This is a genomic window from Polymorphospora sp. NPDC051019, from assembly GCF_040683055.1.
In the GTDB taxonomy this organism is placed as follows: Bacteria; Actinomycetota; Actinomycetes; order Mycobacteriales; family Micromonosporaceae; genus Polymorphospora; species Polymorphospora lycopeni.
Genome location: NZ_JBFBCH010000002.1, coordinates 169,345 through 185,909 on the forward strand (window position 1 = coordinate 169,345; position 16,565 = coordinate 185,909).

At 73.5% G+C, this 16,565-nt stretch carries 13 protein-coding genes; 1 reads left to right on the plus strand and 12 read right to left on the minus strand.

Annotated elements, in window-relative coordinates:
• Positions 1–126: 126 nt before the first annotated feature.
• The 12 genes from AB0M79_RS04970 to AB0M79_RS05025 all read right to left on the minus strand — a co-directional run bounded on the left by AB0M79_RS04970 (position 127) and on the right by AB0M79_RS05025 (position 11,716).
• Positions 127–1,140, minus strand: a complete 1,014-nt coding sequence (locus AB0M79_RS04970) for a sporulation protein (protein WP_364207891.1) — start codon at positions 1,138–1,140, stop codon at positions 127–129.
• 11 nt (positions 1,141–1,151) lie between these two features.
• Entirely contained in the window at positions 1,152–2,216 is a 1,065-nt protein-coding gene (locus AB0M79_RS04975) for a hemolysin family protein (protein ID WP_364207893.1), read from the minus strand.
• Positions 2,217–2,342: 126 nt separating this feature from the next.
• On the minus strand, positions 2,343–3,668 hold the full coding sequence (locus AB0M79_RS04980; protein WP_364207895.1) for a hemolysin family protein: 1,326 nt from the start codon (positions 3,666–3,668) through the stop codon (positions 2,343–2,345).
• 191 nt (positions 3,669–3,859) lie between these two features.
• Complete coding sequence (mnhG, locus tag AB0M79_RS04985; protein WP_357535944.1) at positions 3,860–4,246, minus strand: monovalent cation/H(+) antiporter subunit G; 387 nt, start codon at positions 4,244–4,246, stop codon at positions 3,860–3,862.
• Entirely contained in the window at positions 4,243–4,506 is a 264-nt protein-coding gene (locus AB0M79_RS04990) for a monovalent cation/H+ antiporter complex subunit F (RefSeq protein WP_357535942.1), read from the minus strand. The genes mnhG and AB0M79_RS04990 overlap by 4 nt, the downstream gene beginning before the upstream one ends.
• On the minus strand, positions 4,503–5,255 hold the full coding sequence (locus AB0M79_RS04995) for a Na+/H+ antiporter subunit E (protein WP_364207897.1): 753 nt from the start codon (positions 5,253–5,255) through the stop codon (positions 4,503–4,505). Before AB0M79_RS04995 ends, AB0M79_RS04990 begins: the two co-directional genes overlap by 4 nt.
• Complete coding sequence (locus AB0M79_RS05000; RefSeq protein ID WP_357535938.1) at positions 5,252–6,757, minus strand: Na+/H+ antiporter subunit D; 1,506 nt, start codon at positions 6,755–6,757, stop codon at positions 5,252–5,254. Before AB0M79_RS05000 ends, AB0M79_RS04995 begins: the two co-directional genes overlap by 4 nt.
• A 139-nt stretch (positions 6,758–6,896) precedes the next feature.
• Positions 6,897–7,445, minus strand: coding sequence for a Na(+)/H(+) antiporter subunit C (locus tag AB0M79_RS05005; protein WP_357535936.1), 549 nt, complete (start codon positions 7,443–7,445; stop codon positions 6,897–6,899).
• Positions 7,442–7,594: a hypothetical protein gene (locus AB0M79_RS05010; protein WP_364207900.1), complete on the minus strand. Its 153-nt coding sequence runs from the start codon at positions 7,592–7,594 to the stop codon at positions 7,442–7,444. Before AB0M79_RS05010 ends, AB0M79_RS05005 begins: the two co-directional genes overlap by 4 nt.
• Positions 7,591–10,413, minus strand: coding sequence for a Na+/H+ antiporter subunit A (locus AB0M79_RS05015; RefSeq protein WP_364207902.1), 2,823 nt, complete (start codon positions 10,411–10,413; stop codon positions 7,591–7,593). Before AB0M79_RS05015 ends, AB0M79_RS05010 begins: the two co-directional genes overlap by 4 nt.
• A 312-nt stretch (positions 10,414–10,725) precedes the next feature.
• Positions 10,726–11,130 (minus strand): hypothetical protein, encoded by a 405-nt coding sequence (locus tag AB0M79_RS05020; protein WP_364207904.1) that lies wholly within the window; start codon positions 11,128–11,130, stop codon positions 10,726–10,728.
• 226 nt (positions 11,131–11,356) lie between these two features.
• On the minus strand, positions 11,357–11,716 hold the full coding sequence (locus tag AB0M79_RS05025) for a hypothetical protein (RefSeq protein ID WP_364207906.1): 360 nt from the start codon (positions 11,714–11,716) through the stop codon (positions 11,357–11,359).
• 226 nt (positions 11,717–11,942) lie between these two features.
• Here AB0M79_RS05025 and AB0M79_RS05030 point away from each other — a divergent pair, with 226 nt between their 5' ends.
• Positions 11,943–16,520 carry an ATP-dependent helicase gene (locus AB0M79_RS05030; RefSeq protein ID WP_364207908.1) on the plus strand — a complete coding sequence of 1,526 codons (4,578 nt, stop codon included), beginning with the start codon at positions 11,943–11,945 and terminating at the stop codon, positions 16,518–16,520.
• The last annotated feature ends 45 nt before the right edge of the window (positions 16,521–16,565 follow it).

Genomic DNA, 16,565 nt, shown 5'->3' on the forward strand with positions numbered 1-16,565 from the left:
CGCGGGGCGCAGCGTCGATCATGGAGTAATCGTGGGGATCGGCGTCCGTTTTGCGAATGACATCCCCTTGATCGACGCGGTCGGGGACCGGCGGGGGCCGGCGGCGGCCGCCGGGGGCCGGGCCGGTCAGCTCGTGCCGTCGGGGGCGCCGCCGCTGTGGCCGGGCTGGTCGTAGCCGCCCGGGCCGGCGGTCTCGTCCACCGGCCGGGCCCGGCGCCGCCACCAGGCCCGCTTCGCCGCGCCCGACCGGCCCGCCGCCGACCGGCCCGTCCCCCGACGGCCCGTCTCCGAACGGCCCGCCCCAGAACGACCCGGCGGCGAGTGGGCCGGCGCCGACGAACCGCCGGCCGTCCCTGCCCGCCCGGCCGGGTCGCCGTCCGGGCCCGCGAGCATCTCCCGCAGCCAGCCGTCGAGCACCGCCGGCCAGTCCGGCCCGTCGGTGTGCCGGACCCGGAACCGTCCGACCCGGCCCCGACCGCGGCCGCCGAGCCGCCCGGCCAGCCCGAGAACCACGTCGGCGCCGGTCGGGTCCGCGACGATCGCCACACCGACCTCGGACAACCAACCCGGGTACGACTCCGGCGGCCGGAACGCCACCTCCTGGTGGAACGGCAGCCGCTGGTCGACCCCGTCGAGCCGGCCGTCGCGGATCCGCGCGTCCCGGTAGGAGAATCCGAGCCGGGTGAACGCCACCAGGATCCGCTCGTGCACGGCGGCCGGCGCGACCCGGATCGCGTTCATCCCGGTCTCGTCTACGGCCCGCACGACCACCAGCCGGGTGTGTACGCCCACCGCCATGCCGGGCAGCGGCCGGCCCCGTACCTCGGTCACCGGGGTCTCCCACGGCACCTCGACCTCGAACGGCAACGCGTGACGGACGCCGGCGCGCAACGTGAACGCGTCGGCGACGGTGCCCCGGTGGAACTCCACCGAGGCGCCGTCGTCGGGATCGGCCGCGGACACGTCGACCCGGCAGACGAGGCCGACCGCCACCTGGTCGACGGTGACGTCGATGTCGCCGCCGACCACCCGGACCTCGCCGCGCAGGCGGCCGCCGGGCCGGACCACCGGCTCGGCGAGCACCGTGTCGACGGCCGGGCCGCCGGCACCGAACCTGCTCAGGATCCTCGTCCGGACCACCTCCGCCCGTGCTAGCGCATCCGCCGGCCGCGCGGCACCGGGTCGGTCTCGTCGTCGAACTCGCCGATGACCTCCTCCAGCAGGTCCTCCAGCGCGACGAAACCGACCGGCCGGCCGGTGCCCGCCCCGTTGGTGACCAGAGCCAACTGCGCCCGGTCGGCCCGCATCGCGGCGACCGCCTCGGTGACCGTCGCCCCGGCGCCGAGGCTGAAGGTCTCCCCCATCAGCTCCCCGGCCGTCGCCTTACGGCCCGCCGTCACCGCCCGCACCGCCTCGCGTACGTGCACGATGCCGACCACCCGCTCCGGCCCGTCGAGCACGATCAGCCGGGACCGGCCGCTGTCGCGGCAGATCTCCTCGATCCGCTCCGCGCTGTCGGCCTTGTCGACCTTGACGATCCGGTCGAACGGCTCCATCACGTCGGCGACCCGGGTGGCCTGCAGCTCCAGCATGCTGGTCAGCATCTCGTGCTGGTCGGCGGCGAGCAGCCCGTGCTCGCGCGACTGCTCGAGCAGCAGCCGCAGTTCCTCCGGCCCGTGCACCTGGGCGAGCTGGTCCTGCGGGTTGACCTTGACCAGCCGCAGGGTCGCGTTGGCCATCTCGTTGAGCACCGACAGGATCGGCCGCGACACCCGGGCGAAGGCCCGGAACGGCAGCCCCAGCAGCAGCGCCGACCGCTCCGGGTCGGTGATCGCCCACGACTTCGGGGCCATCTCGCCGACCACCAGGTGCAGGAAGGTGACCAGGGACAGCGCGAAGACCAACGCGATCACGTGGCTGGCCGCGTCGGGCAGGCCCACCGTGTGCAGCAGCGGTGCGACCAGCCGCTCGATCGCCGGCTCGGCCAGCGCACCGAGCCCCAGGGTGCAGACGGTGATGCCGAACTGCGCGCCGGCCAGCATCAGGGACAGCTCGCGTACGCCGTCGAGGGCGGCCTTGGCCGCCCGGCCGCCGGTGGCGGCGGCCTGCTCCAGCCGGTAACGCTTGCTCGCCACCAGCGCGAACTCGGCGGCCACGAAGAACCCGTTGAGCGCCAGCAGGACCACCGAAATCAGCAGCGCCACTCCAGGAGTCACGCTGTCACCTCGCTCCGCTCGGCGACACCGTGCCAACCACCGAGCCAGCCGGTTCGCTCACTCACAGCGTCACCTCGCTCCGCTCGGCGACACCGTGCCAACCACCGAGCCAGCCCGTTCGCTCACTCACGGTGCCACCCCCAGGCGTACGGAGTCGGCGACGTGCCGGTCGACGGCCAGCACCTCTACGGCGGCGCTCGCCCGGGGCTGGTCGGCCTCGGCGACCAGCTCGATCTCCAGCCGGTCGCCGACCTGCGGCACCCGGCCGAGTTCGCGCATGACCAGGCCGGAGACGGTGTCGTATTCGGGGCCTTCGGGCAACCGGATGCCGGTGGCGTCGGCCACCTCGTCGATCCGCCAGCGCGCCGGCACCACCCAGGAGCCGTCCGGCTGCCGGATCGGGGTCGGCTCGGGCGGGTCGTCCTCGTCGCGGATCGGGCCGACCAGTTCCTCGGCGATGTCCTCCAGGGTGATCACGCCGGCGAAGCCGCCGTACTCGTCGACCACGCAGGCGAGCTGGCGGTGTCCGCCCCGCAGCCGGTCCAGCACGGTCGGCAGCGGCAGGGTGTCGGGCACCAGCAGCGGCGGTACGAGCACCGCCGAGATCGGGGTGGTGTCGCGCTTCCCCGGTTCGATGGTGAGTACGTCGGCGATCCCGACCACACCGACGACGTCGTCGACGCCGTCGGTGCCGCGTACGGGGAAACGGGAGTGCCCGGTGTCGACCATCTCGACGATCCGGCGGACCGGCTCGTCGGCGCGTACGGTGTGCACGTCGACGCGGGGCACCATCGCCTCGCCGGCGGTCAGTTGACGGAAGTCGAGACCCCGGTCGAGCAGGTCGGACATCTCGGCGTCGAGGTGCCCCTCCTCACGCGACTCGGCGATGATCTGCTCCAGGTCCTCCGGGGTGGCGCCGGTGGGCAGTTCCTCGATCGGCTCGATGCCGACCCGGCGCAGCAGCCGGGTCGCGGAGGCGTCGAAGAGCCGGATCAGCGGCCCGGCGACCGCCATGTAGATCAGGGTGGAGCGGCTCAGTGCCCGGGCCAGCGTCTCCGGCCGGGCGATGGCGAGGTTCTTCGGGGCCAGTTCGCCGAGCACCATCTGGATCACGGTGGCGATGACCAGCGCGAGCGCGATGGCCAGCGGCAGGGTGACCGACTGCGGCACCCCGGCGCCGCCGAACAACTGGGCGAGGCCGTCACCGAGGAAGGGTTCGGCGACGTAGCCGACCAGCAGTGCGGTGACCGTGATGCCGAGCTGCGCACCGGAGAGCATGAACGACAGCCGGCTGGTGACCTTCAGCGCCCGCTCGGCGGCGCCGTCGCCGCCGGCCGCGAGCTGTCGCAGCTTGCCCCGGTCGACGGCGACGTAGCCGAACTCCTGGGCGACGAAGTATCCGGTGGCCGCGGTGAGAACGATGATCAGCACGAGGCCGACGAGGATCAACACGGGTGGCTCAGCGCCCCCGGGCCGGACGCCGCGTGCTGGTTGTGCCGGGCGTTACCCGGCCAGCTATAGCTGCCCTCCTGGGCAGTCGGTTCGGTCATCCGGTCAGTTTATAAGCCTCGACCGGCCCTCCGGGTCACGGAACGGAGGGCCGGGCCGGGACCGTCCCGCCCGGCCCGACCCGGCGTCGTGGGTCAGCCGCGGCGCCGCCGCCGGTTGCCGCCACCGCCGCCGCTGTCGACGGCCCCGGTCGGCGCCCGATCGGCGAGTTCGTCGACGACCAGGTCCGGTTCGGGACGCTTCAACCGGTACGCGGCCCGGCCCACCATGTGCGCGGCCACCGGCGCCGTCACCAGTTGGAAGAGGCCGACCAGCAGCAGCATCGTCAGGTCGGACCGGGACCGGATCCGCAGCGCGACGCCGGCCAGGATCAGCAGCAGTCCGAGCACCTGCGGCTTGGTGGCCGCGTGCATGCGGGCCAGCACGTTGGGGAACCGCACCAGGCCCACACCGGCGGCCAGGCTGAGCAGCGCGCCGGCGATCAGGAAGATGGCCGACAGCGTGTCGGCGGCGGTGTTCACGAGTCGTCCCGGGCGGCGAAGCGGACCACGCTGACCGAGCCGACGAACCCGAGGATCGACAGCACGACGAGGATCGGCAGGGTGGTCGCGTGGCGGTTGAAGGCCGCCTCCGCGCCGATCGCCCCCACGAGCACGGCGAGCAGGACGTCGGTGGCCACCACCCGGTCCAGCAGGGTCGGGCCGCGCACGATCCGGACGATCGCCAGTACGGCGGCGGTCGACAGCAGTGCGGTGACGGCCACGACGACGGCGATGGTCATCGGGATGCTCCTTCGTCATCGGAGTTGGCGGCCTTGCCGGCCTGATCGGCTTTCCCGGTCTCCCCGGTGGATTCGCCGGTCTTCCCAGTGGATTCGCCGGTCTTCCGGGTGGATTCGGCCGGGCCGGCCTTGCCGGTGGCGGTGGCCTCCCCGGCCATGTCGGTCTTCCGCGCGCTGTCGCCCGGGCCGGTGGCTCCGGACTCCAGGAGACGCAGCTCGGCGTCGGACCCGGTCGCCCGGATGATCCGCGCCTCGAGTTCGAGGATCTCCTGACGCATCCGCTCCACGGCCTCGGGTCCCGCCAGGTCGAGCACGTGCACGTAGAGGGTGCCGGTGGACCGGTCGGCCTCGACGATCAGGCTGCCCGGCACCAGCGACAGCGCCTCGGCGGTCAGCGTCAGGTTGAGGTCGGAGTGCACCCGCAACCGCACCGCGATGATGGCGCTGCTCGGTTGGTAGCCGGGCCGCAGCGCCACCCCGGCCACCTCGATGCTCGCCGTGATCAGGTCGGCCAGGAAGCGCAGCACGAAGCGGAGCAGGGCGAACGGCCGGATTCGGCCGCCGAACGTCACCCGGGGCAGCGGGAAGAAGACGAGCACGACGACCGCGACGACCAGACCGCCGATCACGTTGCCGACGGTGAAGTCGCCCCACAGCAGGTTCCAGACCACGACCAGCCAGACGACCGCGACCATCTGGTCACGCCAGCGCCGGGGGGTGGCGCGTGGTGGGGGTGATGTCGTCGTCATCGGGTTCCTTCCGGGAAGACCGCCTCGACGTACGGGGTGCGGGCCCGCAGGTCCTCGGCGGCGTCGGAGCTGACGTCGAACAGCGGCCCGGCGACCACGGTCAGCGCCAGCCCGAAGATCACCAGCCCGAGGGTGGCGCCGACCATCAGCGGCGGCAGCGACGTCTGCGCCCCCTCCGACACCTGCTTCGGGCTGCGCCAGAACGCCAGGTTCCAGACCTTCATGGTGGCGTACAGGGTGAGCAGGCTGGTCGCCGTACCACCGGCCACCAGCAGCCAGGGCAGCAGGCCGCCGGCCTCGACGCCGGCCTGGAGCAGGCCGAGCTTGCCGAGGAACCCGGAGAAGGGCGGTATGCCGGCCAGGTTCAGCGCCGGCAGGAAGAAGATCACGCCGAGTAACGGTGCCATCTTCGCCAGCCCGCCGAGCTTGTCCAGGTTGGTGCTGCCGGTACGGCGTTCGACCAGACCGGTGGCGAGGAACAACGTGGTCTGGATGGTGATGTGGTGGACCACGTAGAAGATCGCCCCGGACAGGCCGGCCACCGACATCAGCGCCACCCCGAAGATCATGTAGCCGATATGGCTGACCAGGGTGAACGACAACAGACGTTTTATGTCGGACTGGGCGACCGCGCCGAAGATGCCGACCACCATGGTCAGCAACGCCACGATCATCAGCAGGTCGGCGGTGCGCCCGCCGGGGAACAGCAGCGTCTCGGTACGGATGATCGCGTACACGCCGACCTTGGTGAGCAGGCCGGCGAACACGGCCGTGACCGGAGCCGGCGCCGTCGGATAACTGTCCGGCAACCAGGCCGACAGCGGGAACACCGCCGCCTTGATGCCGAAGGCGAGCAGCAGCATCAGTTGCAGCACCAGCCGCAGGTTGTCCGGCAACGCGTCGAGCCGGTCGACGAGCTGGGCCATGTTCAGGGTGCCCGTGGCCGAGTAGATCAGCCCGATCGCCGACAGGAAGATCAGCGACGAGAGCAGGCTCACCACGACGTACGTCGTACCGGCCCGGATCCGTACCTCGGTCCCGCCCAGGGTCAGCAGCACGTAACTCGCGGCGAGCAGGATCTCGAACCCGACGAAGAGATTGAACAGGTCGCCGGAGAGGAACGCGTTGGTGACGCCGGCGGTCAGCACCAGATAGGTCGGGTGGTAGATGGCGACCGGTGTGCCCTCGTCCCCGTCGGCCCGGCCCTCGCCGATCGAGTAGAGCAGCACGCACAGCGTGACCGCCGCCGAGACGACCAGCATCAGCGCCGACAACTGGTCGGCGACGAGCACGATGCCGACCGGCGCCGGCCAGCCGCCGACGTTGACCACCAGCGGGCCGTCGCGGTGGGCGACGACCAGCAGCACGCAGGCCACCGCCAGGGTCGCCGTGAGCACGACCACGCTGACCGCCCGCTGGCTGCGGGGATGCCGGGCGAGCACCAGGGTCAGCGCCGCCCCCAGCAGCGGCATGACCACGGGCAGGGGCACCAAATTGGTCATGCCACGCCTCGCTCCGCTCGGCGCCGCATGACTGCGACGTGCTGACTGATTCCCTCGCTCCGCTCGGTCATGCGACACCTCGCTCCGCTCGGCGATCGCCTGACTGCCCTGCGCTGGCTGATTCCCTCGCTCCGCTCGGTCATCGCTTGCCGTCCTTGTCGTTCTTGTCGACGGTGGTCTGCGCGGCGTCCACGGCGATCTCCTCCGGCCGGTCGGCGGGCGCGCCCTCGGCGGGCGCCTCGTCACCGACCGGTTCGGGATCGACCTGTTCCGGGTCGACACCGTCGTCGTCGGTCCCGTCGGTGCTGTCGTCGGTGCCCGAGACCTCGTCACGCTCGGCGAGCTGGACGATGCGGCGGTCCTCCAGGTCGTCCTGGACCTCGTCGTGCCCGATCACCTGCCAGCTCCGGTACGCCATCGCGAGCAGGAAGGCGGTCATGCCGAGCGTGATGACGATGGCGGTCAGCACCATCGCCTGCGGCAGCGGATCGCTCATGTCGGCCTCGTCGGTGACGCCGACGATGGGCGCGCCACCGGCCCGGCCGCCGACCAGGATCAGCAGGTTGGCGCCGTTTCCGAGCAGGATCACCCCGAGCAGGATCCGGGTCAGGCTCCGCTCCAGCAGCAGCGTGACACCGCAGGCGAAGAGCACCCCGATGACCACCACCAGAACCAGATTGGGGCTCATGCCGTCACCTCGCTGCGCTCGGCACCGGCATGACCAACACCGAGCCCGATGATTCGCACGCTGCGCGCGCTCATGCCCGTCACCTCGCTGCGCTCGGCACCGGCACGACCAACACCGAGCCCGATGATTCGCACGCTGCGCGCGCTCATGCCAGTTCCTCCTCTCGGCGGGCCGGGGGCTCGGCCTCGCCGTCGGCCTCCATCTGCCGGTCGACCTGCGCGCCGAGGCTACGCAGGATGTCCAGGACCAGGCCGACGACGATCAGGTAGACCCCGATGTCGAAGAAGATCGACGTCACCAGGTGCACGTCACCGATGAGCGGTGGATGGAGGTCGACCACCGTGCTCTGCAGGAAGTCGCCGCCGAACAGCAGGGCTGCCAGGCCGGTGCCGACCGAGACGAACAGTCCGGAACCGAGCACGAGTCCGGCGTCGACCGGGGCGGCCTCGTCCAGTTCGTACCGGCCACCGGCGAGATACCGCACGACGAGGGCGAGACCGGCGACCAGACCGCCGGCGAAGCCGCCGCCGGGCGCGTTGTGCCCGGAGATCATCAGGTAGATCGAGAAGAGCACGATGGTGTGGAAGATCAGCCGGGTGACCACCTCGAAGACGATGGACCGCTGCCGGCTGTGCACCGTCGGACCGGCCCGCAGCCACACCGGTTCGCGGCGTCGTTTCGGCAGGTCGCGGCGGCGCGGGCCGGGGCCGCCCCGGGGCCGCAGGAAGATCAGGCTGGCCACCCCGGTCGCGGCCACCACCAGTACGGCGATCTCGCCCATGGTGTCCCAGGCACGGATGTCGACGAGTGTGACGTTGACGACGTTGCGGCCGTGGCCGTACGAGACGGCGAGCTCGGGGAAGTCGACGGAGATCGGTACCGCGTCCCGCCCGCCGGCGGCGGCCAGCGCCAGCCCGGACATGGTCACGCCGACGGCGACCCCGATGACGATCCGGGTCCACCGGCTGCTGCGCAGCGGCCGGGCCGAGAAGTGGGCCGGCAGCCGGCGCAGCACCAGCACGAACACCACGATCGTGACGGTCTCCACCAGGAACTGGGTCAGCGCCAGGTCGGGTGCGCCGTGCAGGACGAACATCATCGCGGTGCCGTAGCCGGTGACCCCGACCAGCACCATCGCGGTGAGCCGGCGCTGGGTGCGTACGGCGAGGATCGCGGCGGCGGCGAGGACCACCCCGACGACGAGTTGCAGCGGGGTGTCCCACAGCGACACCTGCTCCGGCCAGGGCCGGCCGATCAGCAGCGCGCCGCCGGGCACGGCGACCAGCACCACCAGGATCGTGCCCAGGTACTGCGGCAGCGCACCGCGCTGGGTGGCACCGGTCAGTTCGACGGCACCCCGGTCGAGCCAGTGGGTCAGCTTCGAATAGACCTCGGCGCCCTCGATCGGGACACCGATCCGTCCGACGGCGCGGCCGCCGCGGCCGTACCGCTGGAAGAAGAGCAGGCCGACGACCACGGCGAGGACCGACAGGCCGAGCGGCAGGGTGAGGCCGTGCCACAGGGCGAGGTGGTAGCGGCCCTCGCCGGCCAGCCGGGCGTACGGGCTCAGGTAGCTGTCGACGACCGGGGCGAGCGGTCCGAGCACCAGCCCGGCCAGGGCCAGCACCCCGACCGGGGCGAAGAACGCGCCGCCGACCTTGCGGACCGGGGTGGGTTCCATCCCGGGCTTGTCGGCGAAGGTGCCCCACACGAACCGGGCGCTGTAGGCGACGGTCAGCGTGGCGCCGACGACGAGCACGGCGAGGACCAGCGGCTCGTCCAGGAACGCCTCGAAGATCGCCTCCTTGCCGACGAAGCCGAGCAGGGGCGGGATGCCGGCCATCGACGCGGCGGCGAGCAGGGCGGCGGCGAAGACGGCCGGCATCCGGCGCCACAGCCCGGACAGTTCACCGAGCTGGCGGGTGCCGGCGTTGTGGTCGACGATGCCGACGACGAGGAACAGGGTGGCCTTGAACAGGGCGTGTGCCAGGAGCATCGTGGCACCGGCGAGGGCGGCGTTGTAGGTGCCGGCGCCGGTGACCGCGACGAGGAAACCGAGCTGGCTGACGGTGCCGTACGCCAGCAGCAGCTTCAGGTCGGTCTGTCGCAGGGCCGCCCAGCCGGCCATGGCCATGGTGAGCCCGCCGAGGGCGTACACGATCAGGTGCCACGGCCCGGCGTACGCGAACAGCGGCGCGATGGTCGCCACCAGGTAGATGCCGGCCTTGACCATGGCCGCGGCGTGCAGGTAGGCGCTGACCGGGGTGGGTGCGGCCATGGCCGCCGGGAGCCAGAAGCTGAACGGGAAGATCGCCGACTTCGACAGCGCGCCGGCCAGGATGAGCACCAGCGCGACACCCAGGTACGCCCCGGACGGCTTCGCCCCGTCGACGATCTCCGACCAGCGGTAGGTGCCGGCGTGCTGGCCGAGCATGATGAAGCCGATCAGCATCGCCAGGCCGCCGACGGTGGTCACGATCAGCGCCTGCGCCGCCGCCCGCCGGCTCGCCCGCTTCTCCGGGTTGTGCCCGATGAGGAGGTAGGAGAAGACCGTGGTCAGTTCCCAGAAGACGTAGAGCAGGATCAGGTCGTCGGCGACGACCAGGCCGAGCATCGCCCCGGCGAAGCCGACGAAGACCCCGGCGAACCGGCCGAGGCCGGGCTCGCTGTCGGAGAAGTAGCGGGCGCAGTAGATCAGCACCAGCGCGCCGACCCCGCCGACGAGCAGGACCATCAGCCACGACAGGGTGGTCACCCGGAACGACAGGTCGAGCCCGAGCTGCGGAACCCAGGGGTACGTCTCGACGACCGCCCGACCGTCGCGGACGCCGGCGGTCTGGGCGACGGCCCAGCCCAGTGCGGCGGCGGGGGCGACGGCCAGCGGGTAGAAGGCATGCCGGCCCCACCACCGGACGAACAGCGGCGCACAGAGCGCCATCACGAGGTGGAGGGCCAGCAGCACCAGCATGCGTACTCCAGATAGGTGTCATCGCAGGCCCTGGGGCAGGGTCTGCGGCTGCTATACGGATCAGACGGCACCGGCCCCGCGTGACGGACCTGTATGGCCGAATTGCGCGCGGGTTGGTGCCGTTCCCGGTAGATGGCAGGCCGTCCGGGGGTTGCGGACAGCTCAGTGTGCCTGGTGGCGACCCGTCCGCCCGATCCCGGTCAGCCGGGGGGGGTGTGCCGACCGGACCGCGCCGGCTCGGGGCCGGTGGACCGACCGGGGTGGGTCGCCCGCCACGTGGCCGGCCCGCGCACGCGGACCTTCCGTGGGCGGCTAGCCGACCGGTGGTGCCCGGCCGGGCTGGGCGCCGACCGGGCTCTCCGGTAACCGGGCCCCGGGCGGTGCGGCGCGGGACAGGTCCAGCGGCTCCGGCTCCGGTTCGGGAGGGACGGTGGGGTTGCCCAGCTGCACCTGTTCCACGGCCGGCCGGCGCAGTTCCTCGTAGGTCCACTGCCGGTTGGTGGCGCGTCCGGCGCCGGCATCACTGTCGGTGCCGGCGCCCGTGCTCGATGCGAGCGGGAAGAGCGCGGCGCCGATCGAGGCGTGCGCCTGCGCGATGGCGCCGGCCGGCACGGCGGCGGAGGCCGCGCCATGCACGAAGGTGATTGCGAGTACGGTGAACAGAACGGCCGCGAGCAGCCGATCGATCGGTTGGAGTGCCTGGGTTCGTCCCCGCATGTCACCTCCCACCGATCGTCCGGCGGTAAGTGTAGCGGCTCCCAATGGTCGTTACTTGAACGAAACATTGCAATCCGAGGGCCCCGGGCAACGCCACGGTCGGCCGGCGTCCGGCTGCCGCTTCCCGGCGGCGTGGCCGTTTCCCGGCGGCGGCGGCCGGTATCCGGGAGCGGCGGACGGTGCCGGTGGCCGTGGATGGTGCCGGTGACGGCGGGTGGCGCCCGGGTCAGGCGGCCCGGGCGGGTCCGGCGAGCGGGGTGACGCCATCCACCACCAGGTCGGGCCGGCCGAGCGCCAGCGCGATCTCGTTGATGACCCGCTGGTCGGCGGTCAGCGAGCGGATCGACCGCCCGCGGTGGCGGCCCTCCCGGCGCAGTACGAAGTAGTGCACGGCGGCCCGCACCCAGGCCCGGTCGGCGGCGCTGGCCCGGGTGGTGCTCACCACAAGGTCGCGCAGTGACGCGGCGAGCCGCTCGGCGAGGCCGAGGTCGCCCGCGTCCGCGGTCCGGAGCACGGCGAGGTGGTTGTCGACCTGGCGGATGAGAACGTCGGTGTCGTGCTGAAAATTACGCTGAATCCCGGTCATTCCGGCCCCCCCGACTGACCTTTGGCGTTGCCGGCGAAGTTACTGCATTCCTCGCAATACCGGCAAGTGTTTCCATCAATTGCCGGTATCAACGTTCGTCCCGCCCATCGGTTTCGTGACCTGGACAACTTCCGGTCCCGCTTCGGTGCGGCGAGCGCCGGCGACCGGTCGTCGCCAGCGACCGGGGTGGCAGGGTTGTGTCGTACCGGGCGGGCAGGATGGGGACGTGGTGGAGGTACTCGCGGGGTTCACGGCGGCGACCCGGGACTGGTTCGCCGCCGCGTTCGCCGCGCCCACCGAGGCCCAGGCGGGGGCGTGGCGGGCGATCGGCGCGGGGCGTAACGCGCTGGTCGTCGCGCCCACCGGGTCCGGCAAGACGCTGGCCGCGTTCCTGTGGTCGCTGGACCGGCTGGCCCGCGAACCCGCCCCGGCCGACGCCCGGCACCGGTGCCGGGTGATCTACGTCAGTCCGCTCAAGGCCCTCGCCGTCGACGTCGAGCGCAACCTGCGCGCCCCGCTGGCCGGCATCCGGCAGGCCGCCGCCCGGCTCGGGACACCGCCGCCGGACATCACCGTCGGGATGCGGACCGGTGACACCCCGGCCGACGAGCGGCGGGCGTTCGCCCGCACCCCGCCGGACATCCTGATCACCACGCCGGAGTCGCTGTTCCTGCTGCTCACCTCGGCGGCCCGGGAGTCGCTGCGCGGAGTGGAGACGGTGATCGTCGACGAGGTGCACGCGGTCGCGGCGACCAAGCGCGGCGCCCACCTGGCGCTGTCGCTGGAACGCCTCGACGAGCTGCTGCCCCGCCCGGCCCAGCGGATCGGCCTGTCGGCGACCGTACGGCCGGTCGACGAGACGGCCCGCTTCCTCGGTGGCGCCCGCCCGGTCGAGGTCGTCGCGCCGCGCACCGCCAAGACCATCGAGGTCAGCGTCGAGGTGCCGGTCGAGGACATGACCCGCCTCGACGAGGTCGAGCAGCCCGGCGACCCGGACGGCCCGCGCCGGGCGTCGATCTGGCCGGCGGTCGAGGAGCGGGTCTTCGACCTGATCGCCGGGCACCGGTCGACGATCGTGTTCACCAACTCCCGGCGTGGCGCCGAACGGCTGTGCGCCCGGCTCAACGAACTGGCCGCCGAGCGCGCCGCCGGCGGACCCGTCCCGGACGGTGCCGGCCCCGGCCCCGACGGTGGGGCGGGGCGGGCGGCCGGGCCGGCCCGGCCGCCCGCGCAGATCATGGCCCAGTCCGGGGCGGCCGTCGGCGCTCCACCGGTGATCGCCCGCGCCCACCACGGCAGCGTGTCGCGCGAGGAACGGCGGCAGATCGAGGAGGCGCTCAAGTCCGGCCGGCTGCCGGCCGTGGTCGCCACCTCCAGCCTCGAACTCGGCATCGACATGGGCGCCGTCGACCTGGTCGTGCAGATCGAGGCGCCGCCCAGTGTCGCCGCCGGCCTGCAACGCGTCGGCCGGGCCGGGCACCAGGTCGGCGCGGTGTCGCGGGGGGTCGTGTTTCCCAAGCACCGCGGTGACCTGCTCGCCTGCGCGGTGGTGGCCGAGCGGATGGCCGACGGGGCCATCGAGGAGCTGCGCCATCCACGCAACCCGCTCGACGTGCTCGCCCAGCAGATCGTGGCGATGGTGGCGCTCGACCCGTGGCCGGTGGCCGAACTGGCCGCGGTCGTCCGCCGGGCGGCGCCGTACGCCGAACTGCCCGACTCGGCGCTGCACGCGGTGCTCGACATGCTCTCCGGGCGCTATCCGTCGACGGCGTTCGCGGAGCTGCGGCCGCGGCTGGTCTGGGACCGGGTCACCGACCTGCTGACCGGGCGGCCGGGGGCGCAGCGGCTGGCGGTGACCAGCGGCGGCACGATCCCGGACCGGGGCCTGTTCGGGGTCTTCCTCGCCGGGGCGGAGCGGGCGGCCCGGGTCGGTGAGCTGGACGAGGAGATGGTCTACGAGTCGCGGATCGGCGACGTCTTCCTGCTCGGCTCGTCGTCGTGGCGGATCGAGGACATCACCCCCGACCGGGTGCTGGTCTCGCCGGCCCCCGGGCAGGCCGCCCGGATGCCGTTCTGGAAGGGCGACTCGATGGGGCGCCCGCTGGAGCTGGGGCGGGCGCTGGGCGCCCGGCTGCGCGGGCTGGTCCGTGGCGGCGACGCGGCGGCCGACACGCTGCGGGCCGGTGGCCTCGACGAGTGGGCGGCCGGCAACCTGCTCGCCTACCTGCGTGACCAGCGCGACGCCACCCGGTCGGTGCCGGACGACCGGACGGTGGTGGTCGAGCGCTTCCGCGACGAACTGGGCGACTGGCGACTCGCCGTCCACTGTGTGCTCGGCGCCCGGGTCAACGGCCCGTGGGCGCTGGCGGTCGGGCGGCGGCTGGCCGAACGCTACGGCGTCGACGCCCAGGTGCTGCCCTCCGACGACGGCATCGTGGTCCGGCTGCCGGACACCGCCGACGAACCGCCCGGTGCCGACCTGGTCGCGTTCGACCCCGACGAGATCAGCGCGATCGTGGAGGAGTCGGTCGGCTCGTCGGCGCTGTTCGCCGCCCGGTTCCGCGAGTGCGCCGCCCGCGCCCTGCTGCTGCCGCGCCGCGATCCGCGCCGCCGGCAGCCGCTGTGGCAGCAACGGCAGCGGGCCGCCCAACTGCTCGACGTCGCCCGCGAGTACGCCGACTTCCCGGTCACGCTGGAGGCCGCCCGGGAGTGCCTGCGCGACGTGTTCGACCTGCCCGGGCTGGTCGGTCTGATGCGCGACCTCGCCGGCCGGCGGGTGCGGCTGGTCGAGGTCGAGACGTCGCGCCCGTCGCCGTTCGCCCGGTCGCTGCTGTTCGGATACGTCGGCGCCTTCCTCTACGAGGGTGACGCACCGCTGGCCGAGCGCCGGGCCGCCGCCCTCGCCCTGGACTCCGCCCTGCTCGGCGAACTGCTCGGCCGGGTCGACCTGCGCGAGTTGCTGGATCCGTCGGTGGTCGCCGAGTCCGAGCGGCAACTGCGCTGGCTGACCGAGCAACGCCGGCCCCGCGACGCCGAGGACGTCGCCGAGATGCTGCGGGTGCTCGGCGACCTCACCGGGGCGGAACTGGTCGAGCGCGGCGCCGACCCGGGATGGCTGACCGACCTGGAGTCGGCGCGCCGGGCGCTGCGCATCCGGGTCGCCGGCGAGGAGCGCTGGATCGGGGTCGAGGACGCCGGCCGGTTCCGTGACGCGCTCGGCGTGGCGCTGCCGGTCGGGGTCGCCGACGCGTACGTCGAACCGGTCCCCGATCCGCTCGGCGACCTGGTCGCGCGCTATGCCCGTACCCACGGTCCGTTCGCCGCGGCGACCTGTGCGGCCCGGTTCGGGCTCGGGGTGTTCGTGGTCGAGCAGGCGCTCAAGCGGCTCGGCGCGACCGGCCGGGTGGTGTCCGGCGAGTTCTCCCCCGGCGGGGTCGGCACCCAGTGGTGCGACGCCGAGGTGTTGCGGCTGCTGCGCCGCCGGTCGCTGGCCGCGCTGCGCCGCGAGATCGAGCCGGTGCCGCCCCGGGCGCTGGCCACGTTCCTGCCCCGCTGGCAGCAGGTCGGCTCCTCGGCGCGCGGGGTCGACGGGGTCGCCGCCGTGGTCGAGCAGCTCCAGGCGGCGGCGGTGCCCGCGTCGGCGCTCGAACGGCTGGTGCTGCCCGCCCGGGTCGCCGACTACTCCCCCGCCCACCTCGACGAGCTGTGCGCCAGCGGCGAGGTGCTGTGGGCCGGCGCGGGGGCCATCGCCGGCGGCGACGGCTGGGTGAGCCTGGTCTACGCCGACAGCGCCCCGCTGCTGCTGGCACCGCCCGACGAGTCGCTGGCCCGTACACCGTTGCACGACGCGGTGCTCGACGCCCTGGCCGACGGTCAGGCACTGTTCTTCCGGGCCCTTTCCGAGCGGGTCGGCGGCGGTGACGAACCGGCGCTGGTGGCGGCGGTGTGGGATCTGGTCTGGGCCGGCTGGCTGACCAACGACACGCTGGCACCGCTGCGGGCCAGCCTCGGCGCCGGCGGCACCCACCGGGCGCGGGCGTCGGCGCCGCGCGCCCGGCAGCGGCGGCCGGGACGGGTGGCGCTCGGGTCGCGCGGCGGGCCGCCGACGGTCGCCGGCCGGTGGTCCCGGCTGCCCGACCGCGACCTCGACCCGACCCGCCGGGCGGCGGCGCTCGGCGACCTGTTGCTGGAGCGGCACGGCGTGGTGACCCGCGGCGCGGTCGGCGCGGAGGGGATCACCGGTGGGTTCGCCGGGGTCTATCCGGTGCTGGCCGCGATGGAGGAGCGGGGCGCGGCCCGGCGTGGCTACTTCGTCGAAGGGCTCGGGGCGGCCCAGTTCGCGGTTCCCGGCGCCGTCGACCGGCTGCGGGCGCGGGCCGAACCGGACGGACCGGGGCAGCGGTCCGGCGGGCCGGCGCTGGTGCTGGCGGCGACCGACCCGGCCAACCCGTACGGCGCGGCACTGCCGTGGCCGGACCGGGTGGTCGACGCCGGCGACGGCGAGCCGGCCACGGCCACCGGGCACCGGGCCGGCCGCAAGGCGGGTGCCCTCGTCGTGCTGGTCGACGGTGAACTGGTCCTCTACGTCGAGCGTGGCGGTCGCACAATTCTGTCCTTCATGGACGATTCGGGCGCACTGGCCCGGTCGGCGCGGGCGCTGGCCGGCGCGGTCCGTTCCGGCGCGCTCGGCGCGATGTCGGTCGAGCGTGCCGACGGCGCGGCGGTCCGCGCCTCCCCGCTGCACGACGCGCTCACCGAGGCCGGCTTCCGGGCCACCCCGCGTGGCCTGCGCCTTCGCGGCTGACGATCGGTGCCGCCGACGGGCGGAACGGGACCGCCGACGGCGGGT